Raw genomic sequence first — 24,730 nt, forward strand, 5'->3', positions numbered from 1 at the left:
AAATAATAATTCAAAGGAAAACCTATTCCCAGAATATTTTTTGTGAAATATTGTATTCAAACAACTCGTCTAAATACTATTTTGCATACAGTAATTTATTATCCATATTTCAAGATTAATAAATTACAGGGTACTACTATTTTTATTATAACTCAATTCATAATCTTTCTAACTGTTTATTCGTAAATTTATACATTATTAAAATTAGTAACTATTGAATCTGCTTTAACGTCGGTTCTTTTCAAATTGCTTATTTTTTCTTCAAACTCTATATTTTTAAAATTAACAATGTGTGAATTATATAATTTTTTTTATTAGTTATATAAGTTTTTTTGCTAAATTTTATTCGATTTTTACATAATCTGTTAAAAAAAATAATTTGAAACTATACATAAAATACATGGTCAGTAATCGCTGTAAAATGGCGGTAAAAGAGGAATTGAAAAAACTTGGACTACACTTCATGGTTGTAGATTTAGGCGAAGTTGAAATCATGGAAAACATTTCTATGGACCAGAGACAACGATTAAAAACAGCGCTTTTAGACTCCGGACTCGAATTAATGGATGATAAAAAATCCATGCTAATCGAAAAAATAAAAAATGTAATTATCCAGATGGTTCACCATTCAACAGAAAATATAAAAATTAATTTTTCTGATTATCTAAGTCAACAATTAAATCACGATTATACGTACCTATCAAACTTGTTTTCGGAAGTGCAAGGAACTACAATTGAACAATTTATAATTTCTCATAAAACTGAACGTATTAAGGAATTGATTATTTATGGGGAATTAAATATCACTGAAATTGCCTGGAAAATGAATTACAGCAGTGTTGCCCATCTATCCAGTCAATTTAAAAAAGTTACTGGTCTTTCTCCTTCGCATTTTAAACAATTGAAAGACAAGAGGCGTAATCCAATTGAAGAAATTGGTAATTCAAAATAAAAAGAAGTAATATCAATTTTGTAAATACACCTAGAAAGCATAAAAAATCAAGAATCACAATACGCCAGAAGTCTTATTGAAGCTAGTTTAGATCCTTTAATTACAATAAATCCTGAAGGAAAAATTACGGATGTAAATGAAGCTACAGTAAATATTACTGGGCTGAATCGAGATGGCTTAATAAATTCTGATTTTTTCAATTATTTTACCGAAAAACAAAAAGCACGTGAAGTGTATCAGAAAGTATTTGAAAAAGGATCTGTTTCAGATTCTCCACTTACACTGAAGCATAAAGATGGTAAATTGACAGATGTATTGTTCAACGGTTCTGTTTATAAAGATGATTTGGGATGTGTATTAGGAGTCGTAATTGTTGCCAGAGATATTGCTGAGCAAAAATGGGCATTAAATTTAGGAGTTGCCAATAAAGAATTAGCGCATCAAAACGATGAAAAAGAGAAACGGGCAGCTGAATTAGTAATTGCTAATAAAGAACTTGCTTTTCAAAACGATGAAAAAGAAAAAAGAGCTGATGAATTAATCATAGCCAATAAAGAGCTTCTATTTCAAAATGATGAAAAAGAAAAACGCGCAGCTGAATTAGTTGTTGCCAATAAAGAACTTGCTTTTCAAAATGATGAAAAAGAAAAACGAGCGGCAGAATTAGTTGTAGCTAATGAAGAGCTTGCTTTTCAAAATAAAGTGAAAGAAAAACGAGCGGCAGAATTAGTCATTGCTAACGAAGAATTAGCGTATCAAAATAATGAAAAAGAAAAACGAGCTGATGAATTAATCATTGCTAACAAGGAACTTCAATTTCAAAACAAAGAAAAGGTAAAACAGCAAATTGCTACTAAAGAACTGGAAGAACTTAGTTACGCAGCAAAATTAGCTTCCCAATATTCTCTTAGTCTAATTGAAGCAAGTCGGGATCCATTGGTCACAATAAACACCAACGGTAAGATTACTGATATGAATGAGGCATTGGTAAACATTACGGGTATGACGCGTAACGAACTTACAGATTCTGATTTTTTTGATTATTTTACTGAGCAACAAAAAGCTAGAGAAGTATATCAAGAAGTATTCGAAAAAGGTTCTGTTGCTGATTCTCCGCTTACACTTCGCCACAAAGAAGGTAAACTAACGGATGTATTATTTAATGGTTCCGTTTATAAAGATGATAAAGGAAACGTAGTTGGAGTTGTAATTGTTGCTCGAGATGTAACAGAGCAAAAGAGAATTGCTTCGGAATTGATAGAAGCACGGATTTTTGCTGAATTAGCTACAGAAATTGCTGAAGAAGCTAAAATAAATGCAGAAAGTGCTACCATTATAGCTGAAAATGCAGTAAAAGCAAAACAACAATTTTTGTCTAATATGAGCCATGAAATTCGTACGCCGATGAATGCAATTATCGGATTTACTAAAGTGGTTTTAAAAACAGAATTGACAACCAAACAAAAAGAATATTTAAACGCAATTAAAATGAGTGGAGATTCATTAATCGTACTCATTAATGACATACTTGATTTAGCAAAAGTTGATGCCGGAAAAATGACATTTGAAAAAAGACCTTTCAAAATGAAATCTTCCATAGCTGCTATGCTTCACTTGTTTGAAACAAAAATTCAAGAGAAAAATTTAAAATTAATTAAGGAATATGATAATAAAATTCCTGATGTTCTAGTAGGAGATCCGATTCGTTTGCATCAAATTATCTTAAACTTAGTTAGTAATGCTGTAAAATTTACCTCAAAAGGAAAAATTATAGTAAGTGTTCATTTATTACATGAGGATAAAGATAAAGTGATTATTGAATTTGCCGTAACAGATACAGGAATTGGTATCCCAAAAGAAAAAACAGGGAAGATATTTGAAAATTTTCAACAAGCATCTAGTGGTACTTCAAGATTATATGGAGGAACAGGATTAGGTCTTGCCATAGTAAAACAATTAGTGGAACCGCAAGGAGGTAGCATTCGGGTTAGAAGTACCGTTAATGAAGGATCTACGTTTAGTTTTACATTGAGTTTTCAAAAAACTAACGCAGAAGCTGAATTAGAAAATGAAATCATGGAATTAGATACTGAAATAAAAAATATTAAAGTATTGGTTGTCGAGGATATTCCTCTTAATCAATTGCTAATGAAAACATTGTTAGATGATTTTGGATTTGCCAGAGACATTGCCGAAAATGGCAAAATAGCAATCGAAAAACTAAAAGAAAACGATTATGATATTATTTTGATGGACTTACAAATGCCAGAAATGAATGGATTTGAAGCTACAGAATACATTCGTAATACAATGAAATCAAAAATTCCAATTATTGCTTTAACTGCTGATGTTACCACTGTGGACTTAGCTAAATGCAAAGCAGTAGGAATGAATGATTATATAGCAAAACCAATTGACGAAAGGCTCTTATACAGTAAAATTGTTGGAATATTAAAGAAACCTAAACTCACAAAACTTACTGCTAAGTTGAATGAGAATTTAGATGATAAAAAAATAAAATGTATTGATTTAGTTTATTTAAATCAAAGAACAAAATCGAATCCAAAATTAATGATGGAAATGATATCACTTTATTTAGATCAAACTCCGCCTTTAATCAATACAATAAAACAAAGTTTAGAGGAGAAAAATTGGGACTTATTAGGAGCAGCTGCACATAAAATGATTCCATCTTTTTCAATAATGGGTATCAGTACTAATTTTGAAAATATTGCAAAAAACATTCAGGAATTTGCAATTGCACAAGAAAAATCAGAAGGAATAGAGGACTTAGTTATGCAACTTGAAGAAATTTGTTTACAAGCATGCCAAGAATTACAAGAAGAATTTAATATAATCAAAAATACCATATAATGAAAAATGAAACTAAAATAAAGATTTTCCTAGTAGATGATGATGCATTATTTTTAAAATCTTTAGAAATTGAATTTTTAGAAAATGCTGATTTTATAGTAGAGACTTATTCTACAGGAGAGTTATGCATTGCTAATATAAATAACAATCCCGATGTAGTTATTTTAGATTATCAACTTGATGGTATTGTAGAAAATGCCATGAACGGAATTGAAACTTTAGATAAAATTAAAGATTTTAATCCAGAAATTCCAGTTATAATGCTGTCCTCTCAAGATAAAATTGAAGTTGCCATAAACTGTATGCACCATAAAGCTGTAGACTATGTGGTGAAAAGCGAAACTGCATTTGTTCGCCTGCAAAAAATTATTACTTCTGTTTTTAAATATCAAAAAATGGAAAAGGAATTAAATTGGTATATGGACAGGATGTAATGTATTTTACAGCATAGTTTTGTATAAAATTAATAATAGATTTAGATTAATCATTTCTGATTTGGTCAAAAATTAAAACCAAAATTGTTTAAAAAAAATGCGGTATAAAGACACCTCAGATTTGGAAATTTCATTGTTACTGGAAGCTATTTATAGGAAATACGGTTATGATTTCAGAGAATATTCCCAAGCCCATATTAGGCGGAGAATTACGAACAGAATGTCGGTATCTGGATTCGAAGATGTTTCTCAAATGCAATCTAAGGTTTTAAATGATGAAACATTCGCTTCTGAACTCTTACAGGATTTATCAATTACAGTAACCGAAATGTTTCGTGACCCTGTTTTTTATAGGTCTTTACGAGAAAATGTTATCCCAGTTTTAAAGACTTACCCCTTCATAAAAATATGGCATGCAGGCTGTGCTACAGGAGAAGAAGCCTATTCCATGGCTATTCTTTTGCAAGAAGAAGGCTTGTATGACAGAACAACCATTTATGCTACTGATTTTAACCAAATGGCTTTGAACCGTGCAAAAGATGGGATTTTTTCGAATAAAATGATAAAAGAATACACTTCTAATTATCAATTAGCTGGAGGAAAAGAATCATTTTCAAGTTATTATACTTCTAATTATGATAACGTCATCATGAATCAATCCTTGAAAAAAAATATTGTTTGGGCCAATCATAACTTGGTAACTGATAGTGTATTTGCAGAAGTAAACTTGATTTTATGTCGAAATGTACTGATTTATTTTGATAAAAATTTACAAAATAAAGTCCAGACTCTTTTTTATAATAGCCTCATCAATGGTGGTGTTTTATGTTTAGGATCTAAAGAAAGTTTACGTTTTTCCGATTTGTATGAGCAATATATTGAGTTAGACACAAAACAACGAATATTTAAAAAGAAATATTGAAAATGCATTATGAAGCAATTGTAATAGGCGTTTCTTCCGGAGGTATGAATGCTTTGAAAATTATAAGTTCAGCCTTACCGTTAAATTTCAATATACCAATCATCGTAGTACAGCATTTAAGCGCTCATTCCGATAGTCATTGGATAAACCTTTTAAATAAAAAAAGTCATCTGCATGTAAAAGAAGCGGATGAAAAAGAGAAAATTGAAAAAGGTACTATTTATATTGCTCCTCCTAATTATCATTTGCTGATTGAAAAAGATAAAACCTTTTCCCTTACCATAGACGAACGTGTAAATTTTGCAAGGCCATCAATCGATGTATTATTTGAATCAGCAGCCGAAACCTATAGCAATAAATTAATTGGAATCGTGCTCACAGGATCTAATAGTGATGGGACAAAAGGAATTAAACGAATAAAGGATTGCGGAGGTCTGGCCATTATTGAAGATCCAAAAACAGCAGACTCTGAGTACATGCCAAAGTCAGCAATTGCTGCTATAGTACCTGATTATATCGAGTCATTGGAGAATATGGTTACGATACTAATAAAAATAAATCAACAACAAAAATAATCTGCTTCAACTTTACAAATAACAAAATGAAAATGACTCTAGGAAGAAAAATAGTAATAGGATTTATTGCTTGTGCTTTAGTACTTTTAGGAGTTGCTATTTTCTCTTTTAAAAACACTGAAAAATTTGTCGCTTCAAATACTCTGGTAAATGTTTCCAATCAGGTATTATATGAATTTGAACAAATACTCATGTCTTCTGTTGATGCAGAAACAGGCGTACGAGGTTATGTCATTACGGGCGATGATAATTTTTTGAAACCTTTTACAACTGCCAATATTAAAGCAATTGAGAAACTTGAAAAAGTAAAGGAATTAACAAAAGACAATCCCAATCAGCAAAACAATATTGAGGAACTTACGAAACAACTAAAAATGCGGTTTGACAATTTAAACACTTGCATAACCCTTCGTAAAGACAATTATGAAAAAGCCAGAGCATTTGTTGCTTCGGGCGAAGGAAAACAAATTCAAGATGAAATAAGAAAAATAGTTGATGAGTCGCAGGAATTAGAACGCACTTTACTTGCTCAAAGGATACAAGATAGTCAAGACGATGCCAGCAAATTTAATCTTGTTTTTGCTGTTCTATTGCTGGTTATTATTATGATTCTTATCGTTGTATATACTATTGTTACTAAAAATTTAAAAGCGCTTAAAAATTCTGAGTCGGAAACTGCAAGCAAAAACTGGTTGCTTACCGGTAACTCAGCACTTAATGAAAAATTAATAGGAGATCAAAGTATAGAGCAATTGGCAAACAATACGATAAGTTTTCTTTGTACGTATTTGAAAGCTAATATTGGCGCTGTTTACCTGTTTAACGAAAACGAAAATGCGCTACTGCTTAGTGGCAAATTTGCTTTTTCGTCTGGTAATGACACTACTGTTAATTTTAAATTAAATGAAGGATTGATTGGTCAGTCTGCTTGGGAACAAAAGCAAATTTCATTAGCAGATATATCTGATGATCAAATTCGGATTACTTCGTCCGTTTTAAACGCAAAACCAAAACATTTGCTGATTACCCCTTTTTTGCTTGACGGAAAAACCATAGGCGTAATAGAAATAGGCAAGCTTACTGATTTTAATGAAACCGAAAAAGAATTTATCAATGTTTCTATGAACAGTATTGCTATCAGCGTTTATACTATTCAACAAGCTGAAGAAAAAGAAAAAAGAGCCGCAGAGTTAGCCATTGCTAATAAGGAACTCGCCTATCAAAATGACGAGAAAGAAAAAAGAGCCGCAGAATTAGGAATAGCCAACGAAGAACTTGCTTATCAAAATGAGGAAAAAGAAAAACGAGCTGCAGAATTAGGCATTGCAAATAAAGAACTTGCCTATCAAAATGAGGAAAAAGAAAAACGAGCTGCAGAGTTAAGTTTTGCAAACAAAGAGCTTTCAAATCAAGCAGAAGAACTTCAAATCCAGCAGGAAGAACTTAGACAGCTGAATGAAGAATTAGAACAACAAGCACAAAATCTTAAACAACAGCAGGAAGAACTGCAAATGACCAATGAAGAATTGGAAGAGCAGACTCAATCATTAGAAGAAAAAAACAAAGAAGTTCAGGCTTCCAAAAATGATATTGAAAAAAAAACCAAGCAACTGGAAATTAGTAGCAAATATAAATCGGAATTTCTAGCAAACATGTCGCATGAATTAAGAACACCACTTAACAGTTTGCTTATTTTATCTAAAGATTTATCCGAAAACAGGAAGAAAAACCTAGATGATGTTCAGGTAGAAAGTGCGGAAATAATTTATAAAAGTGGTCATGACCTTCTAGTGCTAATTAATGAAGTATTAGACCTATCCAAGATTGAAGCCGGAAAAATGGCTATAAATATTGAAAAAGTAGCATTGAAAAACTTTACAGATAATCTTCTTCGTGATTTTAAACATCAGGCGGAGCAAAAAGGATTAAAGATAGTTTGCAAATTAGCTGCTGGAATACCCGAATTTATCCACACTGATTCACAACGTTTAAATCAAATACTGAAAAATCTTTTATCCAATGCTGTAAAATTTACCGAAAAAGGAAGTGTAACTATAAGTATTGACCCAAATACGGTGACTACTTTGAATATTTCTGTTACTGATACAGGAATCGGTATATCAGAAGACAAGCAAACTGCCATATTTGAAGCTTTTCAGCAAGCCGAAGGCGGTACTTCCAGAAAATATGGCGGTACAGGATTAGGACTTTCTATCTCACGGGAATTAGCAAAATTACTGGAAGGTGAAATAAAAGTAAAAAGTAATTTAGACAAAGGATCTACTTTTTCACTCATTATTCCACTGGAAATACACCCTACGCAAGAGTCTGTCAATGAAATTCCAATAAAACCTATTTCGTATGCACCACGGTCCGAAAATGACATCAACTATCTAAATTATCCAACTATAAAAGACGATAGAGATACCATAAACACAGATGATAAAATAGTGCTCATTATTGAAGATGATAAAAATTTTGCAGCTATACTTTTAAAACAAGCTAATAAAAAAGGATTCAAATGCTTGTCAGCTTCTTCTGGAGAAGATGGTTTATTGCTTGCTGTAAAATACAAACCTCAAGCAATAATTCTCGATATGGGTTTACCAGGAATCAAAGGAAAACAAGTATTGCATGAACTAAAAGAAAATCCTTCTGTAAGACATATACCGGTGCATATTATATCGGCAAATGACCGTTCGCTAGAACCAATCAGAGAAGGTGCGGTAGAATATTTAATGAAACCGATATCTAAAGATGGTCTGGAAGAAGCTTTCATAAGGATTGAAAATTTTGTCAATAGAAAAATAAAAAACCTATTGATTATTGAAGACAGTGAAAATTCCAGAAAAGCAATGAAAGTACTCATTGGTAATGGTGATGTTAAATGTTATGAAGCAGGAACAGGAAAAGAGGCTTTAGAATTGTTTGAGCACAATCATATTGATTGCATCATTCTTGACATTGGATTACCTGATATGACAGGCTTTGAACTTATTCATAAACTGGGAGAAGTAAAAGCACACAACCTACCCCCTATTATTGTTTACACCGGAAAAGAACTTACAAAAGAAGAAAATAACCTGCTTCACAAATATGCAGAGAGTATCATTATAAAAGGTATAAAATCCGAAGAAAGATTACTAGATGAAACTGCTCTTTTCCTTCACCGAACGATTAGCAATTTACCAAAATCAAAACAAATGATGATTAATAATTTGCATGATAAAGAAGCTATATTTCATTCCAAAAAAATATTATTGGTTGATGATGACATGCGAAATGTTTTTGCATTATCCAAAATATTACAAGAACGTGGTATGGAAGTCATAAAATCAGAAGATGGTAAGAATGCATTGAATAAGCTGGATGCACATACTGATATTGATCTGGTATTAATGGATATCATGATGCCGGAAATGGACGGTTATGAAGCAATGAAACGAATACGATCTCAGATAAAATTCAGAAACTTACCAATAATTGCCCTTACCGCAAAAGCCATGAAAGACGACAAACAAAAATGTATTGATGCAGGTGCAAACGATTATATCACTAAGCCCATTGATGTAGAACGATTGTTATCATTGATGCGCGTATGGTTAAGTAAATAATAATATCACAAAGGCGGTATATCCCCTATGTCATCCAAGTTACATTTTTTTGTTGGTATTTAACATTTGTAGATACTCAACATCCAAACTTTTATTTTACAATTAGAAATGAAAATAAATAGCCCAGTTAAAATTTTATTAGTCGATGATTTGCCCGAAAATTTGTTTGCTTTAGAAGTAATACTTTCTAACGAAAATTATTTATGTGTTAAAGCAAATTCCGGTAATGAAGCCTTAAAAATTCTGTTGCACCAACAAGATTTTGCCATCATACTAATCGATGTGCAAATGCCGATGATGGATGGATTTGAAACCGTAGAATTAATTCGCCAAATTGAAAAACTGAAACATGTTCCGATTATTTTTTTAACGGCGAGCATGGATAATTCTCAGCAAATTTTCAAAGGATATCAGGCAGGTGCTGTTGATTATATGATTAAACCGCTTTCGCCAGAAATATTAAAAGCAAAAGTGGCTGTTTTTGTGGATTTACATACTAAAAATCAGGAATTATTAGTTCAGGCAGAACAACTGAAAAAACTTAATACTGATCTTATAGACCAAAAATTACGTTCTGAATATTCTCTTAGTCTAATTGAAGCAAGTCATGACCCTTTATTTGCAATTAGCACAGAAGGGAAAATAACAGATATGAATAATGCATCGGTAAAAGTAACCGGCATAACACGTCCTAAATTAATTGGAACCGATTTTTTTGATTATTTCACTGAACCGCAAATGGCGCGTGAAGTATATCAAAAAGTATTTGAAAATGGATTTGTTGCTGATTCTCCATTAATCCTTCGTCATAAAAATGGCAAATTGATTCATGTATTATTCAATGGATCAGTATATAAAGATGATAAAGGAAACGTTCTGGGAGCAGCAATTGTAGCCCGAGATGTGACTAATCAAAAAATAATTGAAACAGAATTGATTGAAGCTAAAGTTTTTGCGGAAAACTCCACTATCATAGCTGAGAATGCCGTAAAAGCCAAACAACAATTCTTGTCGAATATGAGCCACGAAATCCGTACACCAATGAATGCAATTATTGGATTTACAAAAGTGGTACTCAGAACTGATATTACAGATAAACAAAAAGAATATTTAAACGCAATAAAAATAAGTGGTGATGCTTTAATCGTACTTATCAACGACATACTCGATTTGGCAAAAGTAGATGCGGGCAAGATGACATTTGAGAAAACACCTTTCAAAATGAAATCTTCCATTGCTGCCATGCTTCATTTATTTGAAACCAAAATTCAGGAAAAAAACTTAAAATTGGTTAAGGAATACGACAGTAAAATCCCTGATGTTCTGGTGGGAGATCCCATTCGTTTGCATCAAATTATTTTAAATTTAGTTAGTAATGCCGTTAAATTTACATCTAAAGGAAAAATTACTGTTAGCGTTGATTTATTGCATGAAGATGAGGATAAAGTAATACTCAAATTTGCTGTAACCGATACAGGAATTGGCATCTCCGAGGAAAAAATAGGGACAATATTTGAAAATTTTCAACAGGCAACCAGCGAGACTTCCCGTTTGTATGGTGGAACTGGGCTGGGTCTTGCAATTGTAAAACAATTAATAGAACCACAAAACGGAACTATTCGTGTAAATAGCACTATTCATAAAGGGTCAACATTTAGTTTCACACTACCTTTTCAAAAAACAAATTCCGATGTAGAATTGGAAAATGAGTTGACAGAAATAGATTCAGAAATGAAAAATATAAAAGTATTAGTAGTAGAAGATATTGCTCTTAATCAATTACTAATGAAAACACTTTTAGATGATTTTGGATTTGAGCTTGACATTGCCGAAAATGGTAAAATAGCGATTGAAAAACTCCAAGAAAAAGACTTTGATATCATACTGATGGACTTGCAAATGCCGGAAATGAATGGATTTGAAGCTACAAAATATATTAGAAATACAATGCATTCAACAATTCCTATTATTGCATTAACCGCTGATGTTACAACCGTTGACGTGGATAAATGTAAAGCTGTGGGAATGAATGATTATATTGCTAAACCAGTAGATGAAACCGAGTTATATAATAAAATTATAGGGACATTAAAAAAATCTAAACTTGATAAAAAAGAAGAAATTAGTACTATTCAAATTGAAAAAATAAAATACACTAATTTAGAATATTTACATCATAGGACTAAATCAAATCCAATATTAATGATGGAAATGATTTCATTATATTTAGCACAAACTCCTCCATTAATAAGTACAATGAAACAAAGTTTAGCCGAGCAAAATTGGCAATTGTTAGGTGCCGCCGTACATAAAATGATACCTTCTTTTTCAATAATGGGAATAGGTTCAAATTTTGAGAATATGGCAAAAAAAATTCAGGAATTAGCCACAGCACAAGAACAATTAGAAGGGATACACGACTTAGTGTTGCAACTTGAAGAAGTTTGTATGCAAACTTGTATCGAATTAGAGGAAGAACTTAACACAATTAAAAAGAACAAAGTAACTTGACCTCTCGCGTAATTAATATAAGTTTCAATAATTAAATAAACCTATTTATATAAAAAGATATCAAAAAGATAAAGCATATCTTTACATTGGAGAGTGATAAACAAAATGTACAAAAACAAAAACTCTTGTCATTTAGCATGTTTCTTTAGAACAATATAATATCAATTAGGTTACAGAAATAATTTTAATAAAATTTATAGTTCGCAATCCAAACTATGAATTTAAAATACAGACCTAAAAATGAAATTAGTCGAAAAGCCCACTCCTAAAAAATTAGCATCAGAAAAAGAAATCAAAAAAAAATCTTTTACTGTTGTAGCTATAGGCGCCTCAGCTGGAGGACTGGAAGCTTTTAGTCTTTTATTAAAAAAATTACCTTCGGATACCGGTATGGCATATATTTATGTCCAACACTTAAGTCCTGACCATAAAAGTTTACTTACTACAATTCTTTCTAAGATTACTGAAATGAAAGTACAGGAAATTGATAACATGGAAAAAATGGAACCCAATAATGTATATATAATTCCTCCTAATAAAGTAATTGAGGTAATAAATGGGCATATTCAATTGCTTCCACGTATTAAAAAAAATGCTCCTAACCTCACCATAGACTTTCTTTTTTCCTCATTAGCTGAAACTCACAAAGCAAATGTTATAGGTGTCGTACTTTCAGGTTATGCCAGTGACGGTAGGATTGGGCTCAAAGCGATTAAAGATGCTGGAGGAATAACCTTTGCACAAGACGATACCGCAAAAGCCAGCAGTATGCCTCAATCTGCTATCGCTGCAGGTGCGGTAGACTATATTTTATCTCCTGAAGAAATTGCCACTGAAATAATTCGCATCGCTAAAAACGGTATTCTTAAAAATGATGCTAAACAAAAAGATAAAAAAGATGAAATTGCCGTTAAAAATAACAGCTATGATTTAAATACCATTTTTGAACTTTTACTCAAACAAACCGGAGTAGATTTTAGTCATTATAAGATGCCCACCATCAAGAGACGGGTAAACCATAAAATGCAGCAATATGGAATAAAAACAGTAGAGGAATATGTAAAACTTTTACTTAATAAAAATAATGAAATTGAAATTCTTTATACTGACTTACTAATTAATGTAACCAGTTTTTTTAGAGAAACTGAAACCTTCAAATTTTTAAAAACGAATCTTTTTCCTAAGCTTTTAGATACTAAATCTTCAGAAGATACGCTGAGAATATGGGTTCCCGCCTGCTCAAAAGGACAAGAAGCTTATTCTATTGCAATGATTATTAACGAATTACAGGAAAATAAAACGAATAAGATACCTGTTCAAATTTTCGCAACTGATTTAAGCGAGGAAGCAATAAGGGATGCTCGAATAGGAGAATATTCGCAAAGTGATATCGATGGTATTCCTAAAAAGTATTTGTCCCGTTTTTTTACTAAAGAAGGTGATAATTATCGCATTATAAAAGAACTTCGTGAAATGTGCATATTTGCACCTCACAATATTTTGCGCGATCCTCCTTTTTCACGTATGGATTTTGTGAGTTGCTGTAATCTTCTTATTTATTTTGATTCAGCTGCACAAAAAAAAGTCTTTACATCCCTACACTTTGCCTTGAATGATGGAGGATTTTTAATGCTTGGCAAAGCAGAAAGTATAGGAACATCATCACAACTTTTCACTCTATTAAATAATAAATTTAAAATCTTTTCGCGAAAAAATAATTTGGGAGTGAGAAAGATACTTGAATTAACACCTCGTTTTACGCGTACTAATATGTCCAGTAAAAAAGCAAATGTTTCCTCTAAAAACACAAGTGTGAATCAAGAAAATTTAGAAAACGCTATTGATACTACGCTTCTTTCTAATTACATGCCTGCATGTGCAGTAGTTAATAAGGACATGGAAATCTTGCAGTTTAGAGGTCCCGTTTCTTCCTACCTAGAACATGCTTCGGGCAAAGCCAGTCTTAATATCTTAAAAATGGCACGGCCTGAATTTGCTTTTGAACTTCGCAATGCGATTAATAAAGTAATAGAAACTAAACAAACCGTATACAAATCAGGCATTGAAATAAAAATAGATTCCGTTTTAAGATTGATGTCTTTTGAAGTTTGTCCCCTTAAAATTGAGTGGGATGAACCCTTACTGCTTATTGTTTTTAAACCTCAGGAATTGATAGAAAAATTTATCGATAGTGATTCTGACAACAAAAATAATACAACACTCAAAGACTTAAAAATAAAAAAACTGACCGAAGAGTTAAATAGTACTCGTACAGAAATGATTTCAATCATTGAATCGCAAGAAACTATTTATGAGGAATTACAGTCTGCAAATGAAGAAATAGTTTCGTCAAATGAAGAATTTCAAACCTTGAATGAAGAACTAGAGACTTCAAAAGAAGAAATTGAAGCCACTAATGAAGAGCTTATTTCGACCAATCAAGAATTACAAATGCGACATGATTTATTGATAGAATCACATGAGTATTCTGAAGCAATTATTGCTACTATACATGAGCCAATGCTTATTTTGAATAAAAATTTTCATGTAATATCAGCTAATAAATCTTTTTATAAAAAATTTCTGGTCGACAAAGACGAAACGGAAGGTAAATTATTATTTGATCTAGGCAATAAACAATGGAACATAATAAAACTGCGTCAGGTTTTAAATGAAATACTTTCGAAAAACAGTAGTTTCGAAAATTTTGAAGTAACGCACACTTTTTCTGGAATTGGGGAAAGAATAATGCTACTCAATGCTCATTTGATTATTCAAAAAACAAACAGCGAACAATTGATTCTTCTAGCTATAGAAGATATTACGGACCGTTCTCGTTATTATCTAAAAGAAAAATATTTTCTTAATCTAATTGAAGCAAGTCTTGACCCTTTAATTACAATCAGTAATGAAGGAAAGATTACAGATATGAATCGAGCTACAGTAAATATTACAGGTATATCTCGTGAAAAATTAAAAGGAACTGATTTCTTTGGCTATTTTACTGAACCAGAAAAAGCACGCGCAATTTATCAAGATGTATTTGCTAAAGGCTTTATTAACAACTCTCCACTCAAGCTCGTTCACAAAAATGGTAAGAGCACTGATGTATTATTAAACGGATCCGTTTACAAGGATGATAATGGAAATGTTCTGGGTGCAGTTATTGTTGCCCGAGACGTAACAGATCAAAAAAGAATTGAGTCAGAATTAATAGAATCAAAAGTATTTGCAGAATTGGCAACTTTAATAGCTGAAGAAGCTAAAAGTAAAGCAGAAGAAGCAACACGAATTGCAGAAGATGCGATGAAATCAAAACAACAATTTTTGTCCAATATGAGTCACGAAATACGTACTCCTATGAATGCAATCATTGGATTTACCAGAGTAATATTAAAAACAGATTTATCTGAGAAACAAAAAGAATATCTAAATGCCATAAAAATGAGTGGCGATACATTAATTGCATTGATTAATGACATACTTGATTTAGCAAAAGTCGATGCCGGTAAAATGACTTTTGAACAAAAGCCTTTCAAAATGGAAGTTTCTGTAACTTCAATGCTTCAATTATTTGAGACAAAAATTAAAGAAAAAAATTTAAAATTAGTTACTAGTTATGACAAAAAAATACCTGCTGTTCTTTTAGGAGATTCTATCCGATTACACCAGATTATTTTGAATTTAGTCAGCAATGCCGTGAAATTTACTTCTCAAGGCAAAATTGAGGTCAGTGTCAATTTATTATTTGAAGATGAAGAAAAAGTAATTATTGAATTTGCAATCACTGATAGTGGAATTGGAATTCCAAAGGACAATATTGATTTAATATTTGAAAACTTTCAACAAGCTACTAACGGAACTTCAAGTCTTTATGGAGGTACAGGTTTAGGACTCGCCATTGTTAAACAACTGGTAACATCACAAGGAGGTAATATTCGTGTAAAAAGCCAAATTAATGAAGGTTCTACATTTAGTTTTACTTTGCCTTTTCAAAAAACTAAAATAGATGCTGAATTAGAAACTACCCTAAAAGAATTAAATACTGAAGTGAAAAACATAAAAATATTGGTTGTAGAAGATATGCCGCTCAATCAACTATTAATGAAAACCATTTTGGATGATTTTGGATTTGAGCGTGATATAGCTGATAATGGAAAAATTGCTATTGAAAAACTTCTGGAAAAATCATATGATATTGTTCTAATGGACTTACAAATGCCTGTGATGAATGGGTTTGAAACTACAGAATACATTCGTAATACTATGAATTTAAAAATCCCTATCATTGCCTTAACTGCGGATGTTACAACAGTTGATTTAGAAAAATGTAAAGCTGTAGGAATGGATGATTATATTGCTAAACCCATCGATGAAAAATTACTATTTGCAAAAATTGTTGAGCTGACAAAATAAAATCCTATTAAATAAATTAAAAAGGTCTTTAGCAGTTCTCAAATTCTTTTTTAATGCAACATTAATCCCTAATATTAGATTCCCTTTTTTGAAGTGTGTGAATGATATAACTTTTATTGACAATTATGTAACACTTTTACTGTCTAACCGAAATACATTTGCTTTGTAATTAACTAAAGCACAAATGTTTGAGAAAAAAAATACTCGAACCATTTCTCTTTTAATCAAGTAGACATCGAAAGTTAAATATGAAAATAAATTACAAAATCAATCTTTAAAAAATAAAATTATGAATCTTAAAAGAATCTTTGGAGCATTACTTACGGCACTTGGAATAGGTGGACTTATTTATACCGCAATATTATTTGCTGGAACATCTGGCGACATGACAGATGTTAAATCACTAATTATTTACGGCGTACTTGGTATTATTTTCTTTGTTTCAGGAATTAGCTTGGTTCGTACAACTAAAGACGAATCATAAAATTACAACATTGTTTTTACCAATATTTTTTGATATTTAACACCTTTAAACTGGGGAACAAAATAATTTAGATTAGCTTTTAATCTTTATTTTCCTAATAGTGCATTAAAAATTTCTCAAACAAATTTAGAATTAAATCGTTGCAAATTATAGCTACGATAGCTTCTCTCCGCTTTTTATAACAGTCGAGAGAAGTTATTTCTACAGTGCAAAATATCTCATTTTATTTATTAAATCCTCCTTTTTTAGAATAGTATATAAGTGAATCTTACAACTCATTGTAAAAATTATATAATGAATTTTAGATTTAAAAACGGAATTTTACTAAACAATAATTAAATAGAAACTGATGAAAAGTACAGCCACCAAAACTATTAAAAAAATAAAGTTGCAAGAAGGTAAAGGAAATTCAGAAAATACTATACCTGAGACAAAAGATAATTGTCGCAATATTTTTGTAGACGAGTTAAAAGAAATTTACTTTAGTGAAAAAGCACTAATGCTATCTATACCTGTAATGATTAAGAATGCAAGTACTGATGAAGTAGTCGATGCACTCAAAGTACATTTACAATTCACTTTAGATCATCTAAAACGATTAGAAGATTTTTTTTGTTCAATTGGCGAAACAGATATTATACTAAAATATGATGCAATGTATGGATCAATTACACCTAAAGGATAAATAAATCAGTAATAGTCCAGATGTATAAAACAATACTGCTATTTTGTTAGATAGTCTGTTTTCTGGTTTGCCAGGTTGGCGCAACAGCATCAAGAACATAGGGGTTTTCCAACCTTCCGCCTATGACCAACGAAGTGGTACACGAGCTTGATACCTGTTAATCAGAATATTTTAAAAGACAATAGTATCTAACTTAATTTTTAAGAGCAATTTTATTTGTGCAATTTAAACTGCATGAATAGAATTGTTTTTAAGCTTATAATAACCTCATTTAAGGCATTTTAGTAATTAATTTATTTCTTTTCCAATAAAGATACCATTAAATATAATTATCTTTATATCAAATTTTTAAGTTTTAAAAACATGAAAACAAATCCATTATTCACACCAAAAAAAGTAGGTTCTATTGATTTAAAAAATCGAATTGTTATGGCTCCCATGACACGATGTAGAGCAATTGGAAACATTCCTAATGAATTAATGGCAAAATATTATCAGCAGCGCGCAAGTGCCGGATTGATCATAACAGAAGGAACTTCTCCGTCACCAAACGGTCTTGGATATGCTCGAATTCCTGGACTTTTTAATACCCCACAAATTGAAGATTGGAAAAAAATCACCAGCGCAGTTCATGAAAAAGGAGGTAAAATAATCATTCAATTAATGCATTCCGGAAGAATTAGCCATCCGCTTAATATGTCTAAAGAAGCGGAGATATTAGCACCTTCTCAAGTAAAAGCAGCGGGGCAAATGTGGACTGATTCACATGGGTTTCAAGATTTTTCAGTACCAAAAGAAATGACTGCCCAAGACATTTTGAATGCAAAAGAAGAATATGTAACCGCTGCAAAAAATGCTTTATTAGCGGGTTTTGATGGTGTAGAACTGCATGGAGCAAATGGATATTTACTGGAAGAATTTCTTTCGCCCGTAAGTAATATTAGAACAGACGTTTATGGTGGAAGCATTGAAAACAGATGCCGTTTTGTTATTGAAGTTGCCACTGCAGTTGCACTAGCTATTGGAAAAGAAAAAACGGGTATTCGTTTATCACCTTATGGAGTAGCAAGTGACATGCCGCATTATCCTGAAATAGAGGCTACTTATGATTATTTATCTAAAGAACTGAACAAGCTGGAAATAGCATACATTCATCTTGTAGATCATTCCGCTATGGGAGCACCGGAAGTTCCTTTGGAAATCAAAAAATTGATTCGTCATAATTTCAAAAATACGCTAATCCTTTGTGGTGGTTATAATAAAGAAAGCGCCGAAGAAGTTATTGAAAGCGGACTTACAGATTTGGTCGCTTTTGGTCGTCCCTATATAAATAATCCTGATTTAGTGGAACGATTTGAAAATAATTGGCCTTTATCACAAGACCTTGATATGGATTTGTTTTATACAGCTGATGAGAAAGGATATACTGATTATCCCGTTTATAAAGGTTGATAAAAGAATATGTTGAATGCTAAACATTGTTTCAAATCATTTTAAATCTAAGGTAAATGAAAGATATAGCACAATTATTAGCTTTATTAGGCAATGAAAAAGACTCTTTATTGAGTCATGTCTGTAAAACAATTTCGAAGGATCAAATTCATTTGCCCAATCCCTCTCATATCGATACTGTTTTTTTATCCAGTAATCGAAACGGCCAAACGATCCGAAGTTTGACACAATTATACCATCATGGGCGACTTTCAAGTACCGGCTATATTTCTATTTTACCAGTAGACCAAGGAGTTGAACATACAGCAGGAAGTTCATTTTCTCCAAACCCTATTTATTTTGACCCTGAGAATATTGTAAAATTAGCGATTGAAGCAGGTTGTAACGCAGTGGCTTCTACAATGGGAGGACTTGCACTTTTATCCAGAAAATATGCGCATAAAATTCCGTTTGTGGTAAAAATCAATCACAATGAACTCCTAACCTATCCCAATAAATACGATCAAATCATGTTTGGAAGTGTTCGTGACGCTTGGAATATTGGAGCAGTAGCTGTGGGCGCAACTGTTTACTTTGGCTCAGCCGAATCAGACAGACAAATTATAGCAGTAGCAAAAGCTTTTGAAGAAGCTCATAATTTAGGTATGGCAACCATACTCTGGTGTTACTCGAGAAATGATGGGTTCGTAAAAGACGGTGTCGATTATAATACCGCTGCTGATATTACCGGTCAAGCCAATTACTTAGGTGTTTCCATTCAGGCTGATATTATTAAACAAAAGCTACCTACTAATAACGGCGGTTTTACGGCAATAAAATTTGCCAAAACAAATCCTGATATGTATACCAAACTAGCCAGCAATCATCCCATAGACTTATGCCGCTATCAGGTAATGAACTGTTTCTCTGGGCGAATCAGTATGATTAATTCCGGAGGGGAATCTAAAGGCAAAACTGATTTGGCTGAAGCCATAAAAACTGCGGTCATTAACAAACGAGCTGGCGGTGCCGGAATGATTATGGGCCGGAAAGCTTTCCAACGCCCCTTTGGCGAAGGCGTAAAACTGATAAATGTTGTTCAGGAAATTTACCTGGCTAAAGAAGTTTCTATTGCATAACACATGATTTTATAAATGGATCAAAAACTTTAATAATAAACCAAAACACTGACTATATAGCTTTTACACCACCAAAAGTGTGAATCATGTAACTTATTTTTAAAATTTTATAATACTTTTAGATAGGAATAAAATGACCTTTGTAATATTATAATACTTTACTAATTGTTGCGCACAGTTGAAATAATTTCAAAAAACGTCTACAAATACTTAAAAAGTAGCATCTATTAAATAATAAAATATAGAAAATATGAAACCACAAATTGGAATTACACAAGCGCATTTAAAAAATAGCATTTCTATCCTATCATCAGTTTTAGCAAATGAAATGACACTATATGTTAAATTAAGAAAATTTCATTGGAATGTTTCTGGCGAAAGTTTTATGGAATTTCACAAATTATTTGAAGGTCAATATACACAACTGGAAGCTTCAATAGATGAAATAGCAGAGCGCATCGGCAAATTAGGAGGGAAAACTATTGGTACAATGAAAGAGTTTTCAGATTTAACTATAATTAAAGAGTCGCCTAATCATTACCCATCTCAAAAAGAAATGGTTACAGAATTATTAGAAGATCATGAAACAGTTATTATTCATCTTAGAAAAGATGTTGATATAAGTGCCGAAGAAAATAAGGATGCAGGAACTGCTGATTTCCTTACTGGTTTAATGGAAGCACACGAAACAATGGCTTGGACACTAAGAAGATATTTAGAATAATAGAAAACATAAACAAATGGAAAATTCAGAAAACGAAGTTTATTCAGCTTCAAGAAGTCATTGTAGAGTTGGTAAAATAACTCCTAAAAAAATTGAGGAAGATAAATCTACAACAACAGTAGATTTATAAAAATAGTAAGGTTAGGTTGGTTTTTTTGGGTTTGTTAAAGGGCTATTGTTTTTACAATAGCCCTTTTTGGTTCCAATAATTAAAATCTTCTTTTTTGATAAAAAACATAACAGTCTTAGTGTCTAAAACTGTGAATAGTATAAGTAATTTAAAAATTTATATAACACATTTCAGGGATAAGAAATCGACCTTTATATTCTTAGTTAAGAATATGCATTGTCCAAAAACATAATTTCACTTAAGGATTATCAAATAATCTTTTTCAAAAACAATTACTATGGTAGCAGTTAAAAAAGAAGGCATTGTAATTCAAAAAACGGCACTCGATTTTGAAAATGAAGCTGTGCTAAATCCTGCATCAATAAAAGAAGGAAATAATGTCCATCTCTTTTACAGGGCAGTAAACAATGGGAATTTTTCAAGTATTGGTTACTGTAAATTAGACGGACCACTTACTATTGACAACCGAAACGAGACCCCAGTTATTATCCCTGAATTTGATTATGAGTCTCATGGTGTTGAAGATCCGCGCATTGTAAAAATCGATGATTTATATTATCTAACTTATACTGCCTATGATGGTATAAATGCTTTAGGTGCTTTGGCTTTGTCCAAAGATTTAATCAAATGGGAAAAACAAGGCGTAATCGTGGCACAAATAACTTATCAGGAATTTGTTGAACTCTCTGAATCTCATAAACCAAAAAGTGAAAAATACTTTCGCTATAATCGACAGAGAGCCGTGCGAAGAAAAGATGGAGGAAAAGTGCTCCTTTGGGATAAAAATTTAATTTTCTTCCCAAGAAGAATTAATGGAATGCTTTGCTTTTTACATCGAATAAAGCCTGATATCCAAATTGTTGTTACTGTAAATGAAATAGCGGAACTCACTCCTGAATTTTGGGAAAATTACTTTATGGATTTTGAAGATACTATTCTTTTAGCACCAAAATACGACCATGAATCAAGCTACATCGGAGGAGGCTGCCCTCCTATTGAAACGGAATTTGGTTGGTTATTAATCTATCACGGTGTAGAAGATACTATAAAAGGCTTTGTTTATTCCGCCTGTGCATCATTACTTGACTTAAAGAATCCTCAAAAAGAAATTGCGCGATTACCCTATCCTCTATTTAAACCTGAACTAAGTTGGGAATTAAAAGGAGATGTAAATAATGTATGCTTCCCATCAGGCACGGCTTTATTTGATGATACGCTCTATATCTATTATGGTGCGGCTGATAAGCGCATTGGCTGTGCCTCTCTTAATCAATCTGAATTACTTAAAGAATTAATGCTAAACACTATAGATCATGATTAATAAAATCATCCTTAAACGTCAAAATATACAATCCATAAATATTTCAAAGAAAACTTATGGAAATGTGTTAAATAATTCACTGCAACAAGACACAAAAAAAGAGTTGCCTGAAATATTATTTATAACAACATATCCTCCAAGAGAATGTGGTATTGCAACGTATTCTCAAGATTTGATTAAAGCACTGAATAATAAATTTCAGAATTCTTTTAAAATAAAAATTTGTCCTTTGGAATCGAATAATGAGCAACATAATTATACTGATGCTATAAAATACGTTCTCAATACAGATCATCCGAATGCCTTTATCAATTTGGCAAATCAAATTAATATTAATAATAATTTACAAATGGTGTTGATTCAGCATGAATTTGGATTATTTAAAAACAATGAAGCTAGTTTAAAACAGTTTACAAAAACACTTCAAAAACCTGTAATTATTGTTTTCCATACCGTACTTCCCAGACCAAATCCATCATTAAAAATAAATGTTCAAAATATAGCAGAAGAAGCACATTCAGTAATTGTAATGACAAATTCAGCTGCGGAGTTATTAGTTAAAGATTATGGCATCGCAATAAATAAAATAACAATAATTCAGCACGGAACTCATTTAGTTCCTCATTCTGATAAAGAGGAATTAAAAATAAAATACCAATTAGAAGGGAAAAAAATTCTTTCGACTTTTGGGTTATTAAGCTCTGGAAAAAGCATTGAAACTACTTTAGAAGCATTGCCTAGAATAGTAAAAAAGAATAAAGATGTGGTCTTTTTAATTATTGGAAAAACCCATCCTTCAGTGGTAAAAGAAGAAGGTGAAAAATACCGTTTGATGCTTCAAGCTAAGATTAAAGACTTAGAACTTCAGGAGCATGTTCAATTTATAAATCATTTTCTGCCTTTAGCTGAACTTTTAGAATACTTACAACTTACTGATATTTACCTGTTTACTTCCAAAGACCCAAATCAAGCAGTAAGTGGTACTTTTTCGTATGCTATCAGTTGTGGCTGCCCAATTATTTCAACTCCTATTCCCCATGCCTGTGAAGTATTGAAGAATGATGTCGGAATTATTATTGATTTTGACAATCCAAAACAATTAGCTGAAAAAACAAATATGCTATTGCTTGATGAACCGTTAAGAAAAAATATGGGTTCAAACGGGATACACAGAATTGCTCCTACCGCTTGGGAAAATGCGGCAATTGCTCATGCAATGTTATTTGAAAAAATTGGACAGAAAAACTTCAACTTACAGTATAAACTTCCAAAAGTTAATCTAGATCATATTAAAAAGCTAACAACTGATTTTGGAATGATTCAATTTTCAAAAATCAATCAACCAGATATTGATTCGGGATATACATTAGATGACAATGCGAGAGCCATGGTAGCATTATGCCAACAATATGAATTGACAAAGGATTATAATGATTTAAAATACATACAGATCTATTTCGATTTTATAAAATATTGTTTGCAACCTAATGGATATTTTCTAAATTATATAAATGAAGAATATAATTTCACAAAACAAAATTACAAAACAAACTTAGAAGACTCAAATGGAAGAGCTATTTGGGCTTTAGGTTATCTAAATTCAATTAGCGACATTCTTCCCGAAGAATTAGCTAAAGATGCTGCTCTTACCATGGAAAGTGCATTAGAAAATGTTTTTGAATTTCACTCCACACGAACAATGGGTTTCATAATCAAAGGAGTCTATTACTACAATACAAAAAGCGCGTCACAACAAAACATTGCGATAATTAAGAAATTAGCTAACAGGTTAGTGCAAATGTACAAACATGAAGCAGATAAGGAGTGGGATTGGTTTGAAAGTTATCTTACTTATGGCAACAGCATTTTGCCGGAAGCGATGCTTTGTGCTTGGTTAGCCACAGACAAATTAATTTATAAAGAAGTTGCAAAATCATCCTTTGACTTTCTTCTTTCCAAAATTTTTATAGAAAACAGGATTCAGGTAATTTCTAATAAAGGATGGCTGAAAAAAGAAAATCAATTGGTTCCAAGTCCTATAGGCGGCGAACAACCTATTGATGTGGCATATACTATTCTGGCGTTAGGAAAATTTGCTACTGTTTTTAAAAATGAGGAATACCTCGAAAAAATGGAAACTGCTTTTAACTGGTTTCTAGGAAACAATCATTTGCACCAGATTATTTACAATCCTTGTACTGGAGGATGTTATGACGGATTAGAAGAGGATTATATAAATCTAAATCAAGGTGCGGAGTCAACAGTGAGCTATTTGATGGCACGATTAACCATAGAAAAATCTTTAAGAATAGAAGGGAAAACTATTCCCGTACATATTGGAAATCCAAATAAGTCAGCAAAATTACCTTCAATAAAAATGAATCTTACTCATTAATATAATTTACAAATATGTAAATTATGTAATCTTTAGCTATAGTGATATAATATTTTTTTAGACTAAATGACTGAACTTTAAACTATTGTAATTGATTAATTATAATAACAGTTCTATTATACA

Annotated in this window: 14 protein-coding genes and 1 pseudogene; all 15 read left to right on the top strand. The window is 31.7% G+C overall.

Translation table 11 applies throughout. The features are described from left to right. Positions 1 to 400: 400 nt before the first annotated feature. On the top strand, positions 401 to 952 hold the full coding sequence (locus ACXX80_RS13825) for a helix-turn-helix domain-containing protein (RefSeq protein WP_315207752.1): 552 nt from the start codon (positions 401 to 403) through the stop codon (positions 950 to 952). A gap of 54 nt (positions 953 to 1,006) precedes the next feature. Further along, positions 1,007 to 3,826 (top strand): annotated as a pseudogene (locus tag ACXX80_RS13830) (hybrid sensor histidine kinase/response regulator); the annotation flags it as partial. After that, entirely contained in the window at positions 3,826 to 4,260 is a 435-nt protein-coding gene (locus tag ACXX80_RS13835) for a response regulator (RefSeq protein WP_315207577.1), read from the top strand. The pseudogene ACXX80_RS13830 and the gene ACXX80_RS13835, both read left to right, overlap by 1 nt. Before the next feature lie 97 nt (positions 4,261 to 4,357). Further along, positions 4,358 to 5,182 carry a CheR family methyltransferase gene (locus tag ACXX80_RS13840; RefSeq protein WP_315207579.1) on the top strand — a complete coding sequence of 275 codons (825 nt, stop codon included), beginning with the start codon at positions 4,358 to 4,360 and terminating at the stop codon, positions 5,180 to 5,182. Positions 5,183 to 5,184: 2 nt separating this feature from the next. Then, positions 5,185 to 5,757, top strand: a complete 573-nt coding sequence (locus ACXX80_RS13845) for a chemotaxis protein CheB (protein WP_458553694.1) — start codon at positions 5,185 to 5,187, stop codon at positions 5,755 to 5,757. 26 nt (positions 5,758 to 5,783) lie between these two features. Next, positions 5,784 to 9,371 (top strand): response regulator, encoded by a 3,588-nt coding sequence (locus ACXX80_RS13850; protein ID WP_458553695.1) that lies wholly within the window; start codon positions 5,784 to 5,786, stop codon positions 9,369 to 9,371. A gap of 108 nt (positions 9,372 to 9,479) precedes the next feature. Then, positions 9,480 to 11,882 (top strand): response regulator, encoded by a 2,403-nt coding sequence (locus tag ACXX80_RS13855; RefSeq protein WP_458553697.1) that lies wholly within the window; start codon positions 9,480 to 9,482, stop codon positions 11,880 to 11,882. Positions 11,883 to 12,122: 240 nt separating this feature from the next. Next, positions 12,123 to 16,298, top strand: coding sequence for a CheR family methyltransferase (locus ACXX80_RS13860; RefSeq protein ID WP_458553698.1), 4,176 nt, complete (start codon positions 12,123 to 12,125; stop codon positions 16,296 to 16,298). A 289-nt stretch (positions 16,299 to 16,587) separates the two neighbouring features. After that, positions 16,588 to 16,782: a hypothetical protein gene (locus tag ACXX80_RS13865; protein ID WP_315207589.1), complete on the top strand. Its 195-nt coding sequence runs from the start codon at positions 16,588 to 16,590 to the stop codon at positions 16,780 to 16,782. 349 nt (positions 16,783 to 17,131) lie between these two features. Further along, positions 17,132 to 17,467: a DUF892 family protein gene (locus tag ACXX80_RS13870; protein WP_458553700.1), complete on the top strand. Its 336-nt coding sequence runs from the start codon at positions 17,132 to 17,134 to the stop codon at positions 17,465 to 17,467. Between the two features lie 363 nt (positions 17,468 to 17,830). Beyond that, positions 17,831 to 18,919 carry an alkene reductase gene (locus ACXX80_RS13875; RefSeq protein WP_458553702.1) on the top strand — a complete coding sequence of 363 codons (1,089 nt, stop codon included), beginning with the start codon at positions 17,831 to 17,833 and terminating at the stop codon, positions 18,917 to 18,919. Between the two features lie 56 nt (positions 18,920 to 18,975). Beyond that, a complete protein-coding gene (locus ACXX80_RS13880) occupies positions 18,976 to 20,037 on the top strand; it encodes a class I fructose-bisphosphate aldolase (protein ID WP_458553703.1) in 1,062 nt (353 codons plus the stop codon). Positions 20,038 to 20,287: 250 nt separating this feature from the next. Continuing rightward, complete coding sequence (locus ACXX80_RS13885) at positions 20,288 to 20,761, top strand: Dps family protein (protein WP_417991903.1); 474 nt, start codon at positions 20,288 to 20,290, stop codon at positions 20,759 to 20,761. A gap of 407 nt (positions 20,762 to 21,168) precedes the next feature. Beyond that, positions 21,169 to 22,212 carry a glycoside hydrolase family 130 protein gene (locus tag ACXX80_RS13890; RefSeq protein WP_458553705.1) on the top strand — a complete coding sequence of 348 codons (1,044 nt, stop codon included), beginning with the start codon at positions 21,169 to 21,171 and terminating at the stop codon, positions 22,210 to 22,212. After that, entirely contained in the window at positions 22,205 to 24,607 is a 2,403-nt protein-coding gene (locus ACXX80_RS13895) for a glycosyltransferase (RefSeq protein ID WP_458553707.1), read from the top strand. Before ACXX80_RS13890 ends, ACXX80_RS13895 begins: the two co-directional genes overlap by 8 nt. The last annotated feature ends 123 nt before the right edge of the window (positions 24,608 to 24,730 follow it).

The organism is Flavobacterium sp. GNP002 (genome assembly GCF_054343795.1).

Bases quoted from the DNA above. Each gene is read 5' to 3' on its own strand.
- ACXX80_RS13825 (WP_315207752.1), top strand. From the start codon at position 401: ATGGTCAGTAATCGCTGTAAAATGGCGGTAAAAGAGGAATTGAAAAAA.
- ACXX80_RS13835 (WP_315207577.1), top strand. From the start codon at position 3,826: ATGAAAAATGAAACTAAAATAAAGATTTTCCTAGTAGATGATGATGCA.
- ACXX80_RS13840 (WP_315207579.1), top strand. From the start codon at position 4,358: ATGCGGTATAAAGACACCTCAGATTTGGAAATTTCATTGTTACTGGAA.
- ACXX80_RS13845 (WP_458553694.1), top strand. From the start codon at position 5,185: ATGCATTATGAAGCAATTGTAATAGGCGTTTCTTCCGGAGGTATGAAT.
- ACXX80_RS13850 (WP_458553695.1), top strand. From the start codon at position 5,784: ATGAAAATGACTCTAGGAAGAAAAATAGTAATAGGATTTATTGCTTGT.
- ACXX80_RS13855 (WP_458553697.1), top strand. From the start codon at position 9,480: ATGAAAATAAATAGCCCAGTTAAAATTTTATTAGTCGATGATTTGCCC.
- ACXX80_RS13860 (WP_458553698.1), top strand. From the start codon at position 12,123: ATGAAATTAGTCGAAAAGCCCACTCCTAAAAAATTAGCATCAGAAAAA.
- ACXX80_RS13865 (WP_315207589.1), top strand. From the start codon at position 16,588: ATGAATCTTAAAAGAATCTTTGGAGCATTACTTACGGCACTTGGAATA.
- ACXX80_RS13870 (WP_458553700.1), top strand. From the start codon at position 17,132: ATGAAAAGTACAGCCACCAAAACTATTAAAAAAATAAAGTTGCAAGAA.
- ACXX80_RS13875 (WP_458553702.1), top strand. From the start codon at position 17,831: ATGAAAACAAATCCATTATTCACACCAAAAAAAGTAGGTTCTATTGAT.
- ACXX80_RS13880 (WP_458553703.1), top strand. From the start codon at position 18,976: ATGAAAGATATAGCACAATTATTAGCTTTATTAGGCAATGAAAAAGAC.
- ACXX80_RS13885 (WP_417991903.1), top strand. From the start codon at position 20,288: ATGAAACCACAAATTGGAATTACACAAGCGCATTTAAAAAATAGCATT.
- ACXX80_RS13890 (WP_458553705.1), top strand. From the start codon at position 21,169: ATGGTAGCAGTTAAAAAAGAAGGCATTGTAATTCAAAAAACGGCACTC.
- ACXX80_RS13895 (WP_458553707.1), top strand. From the start codon at position 22,205: ATGATTAATAAAATCATCCTTAAACGTCAAAATATACAATCCATAAAT.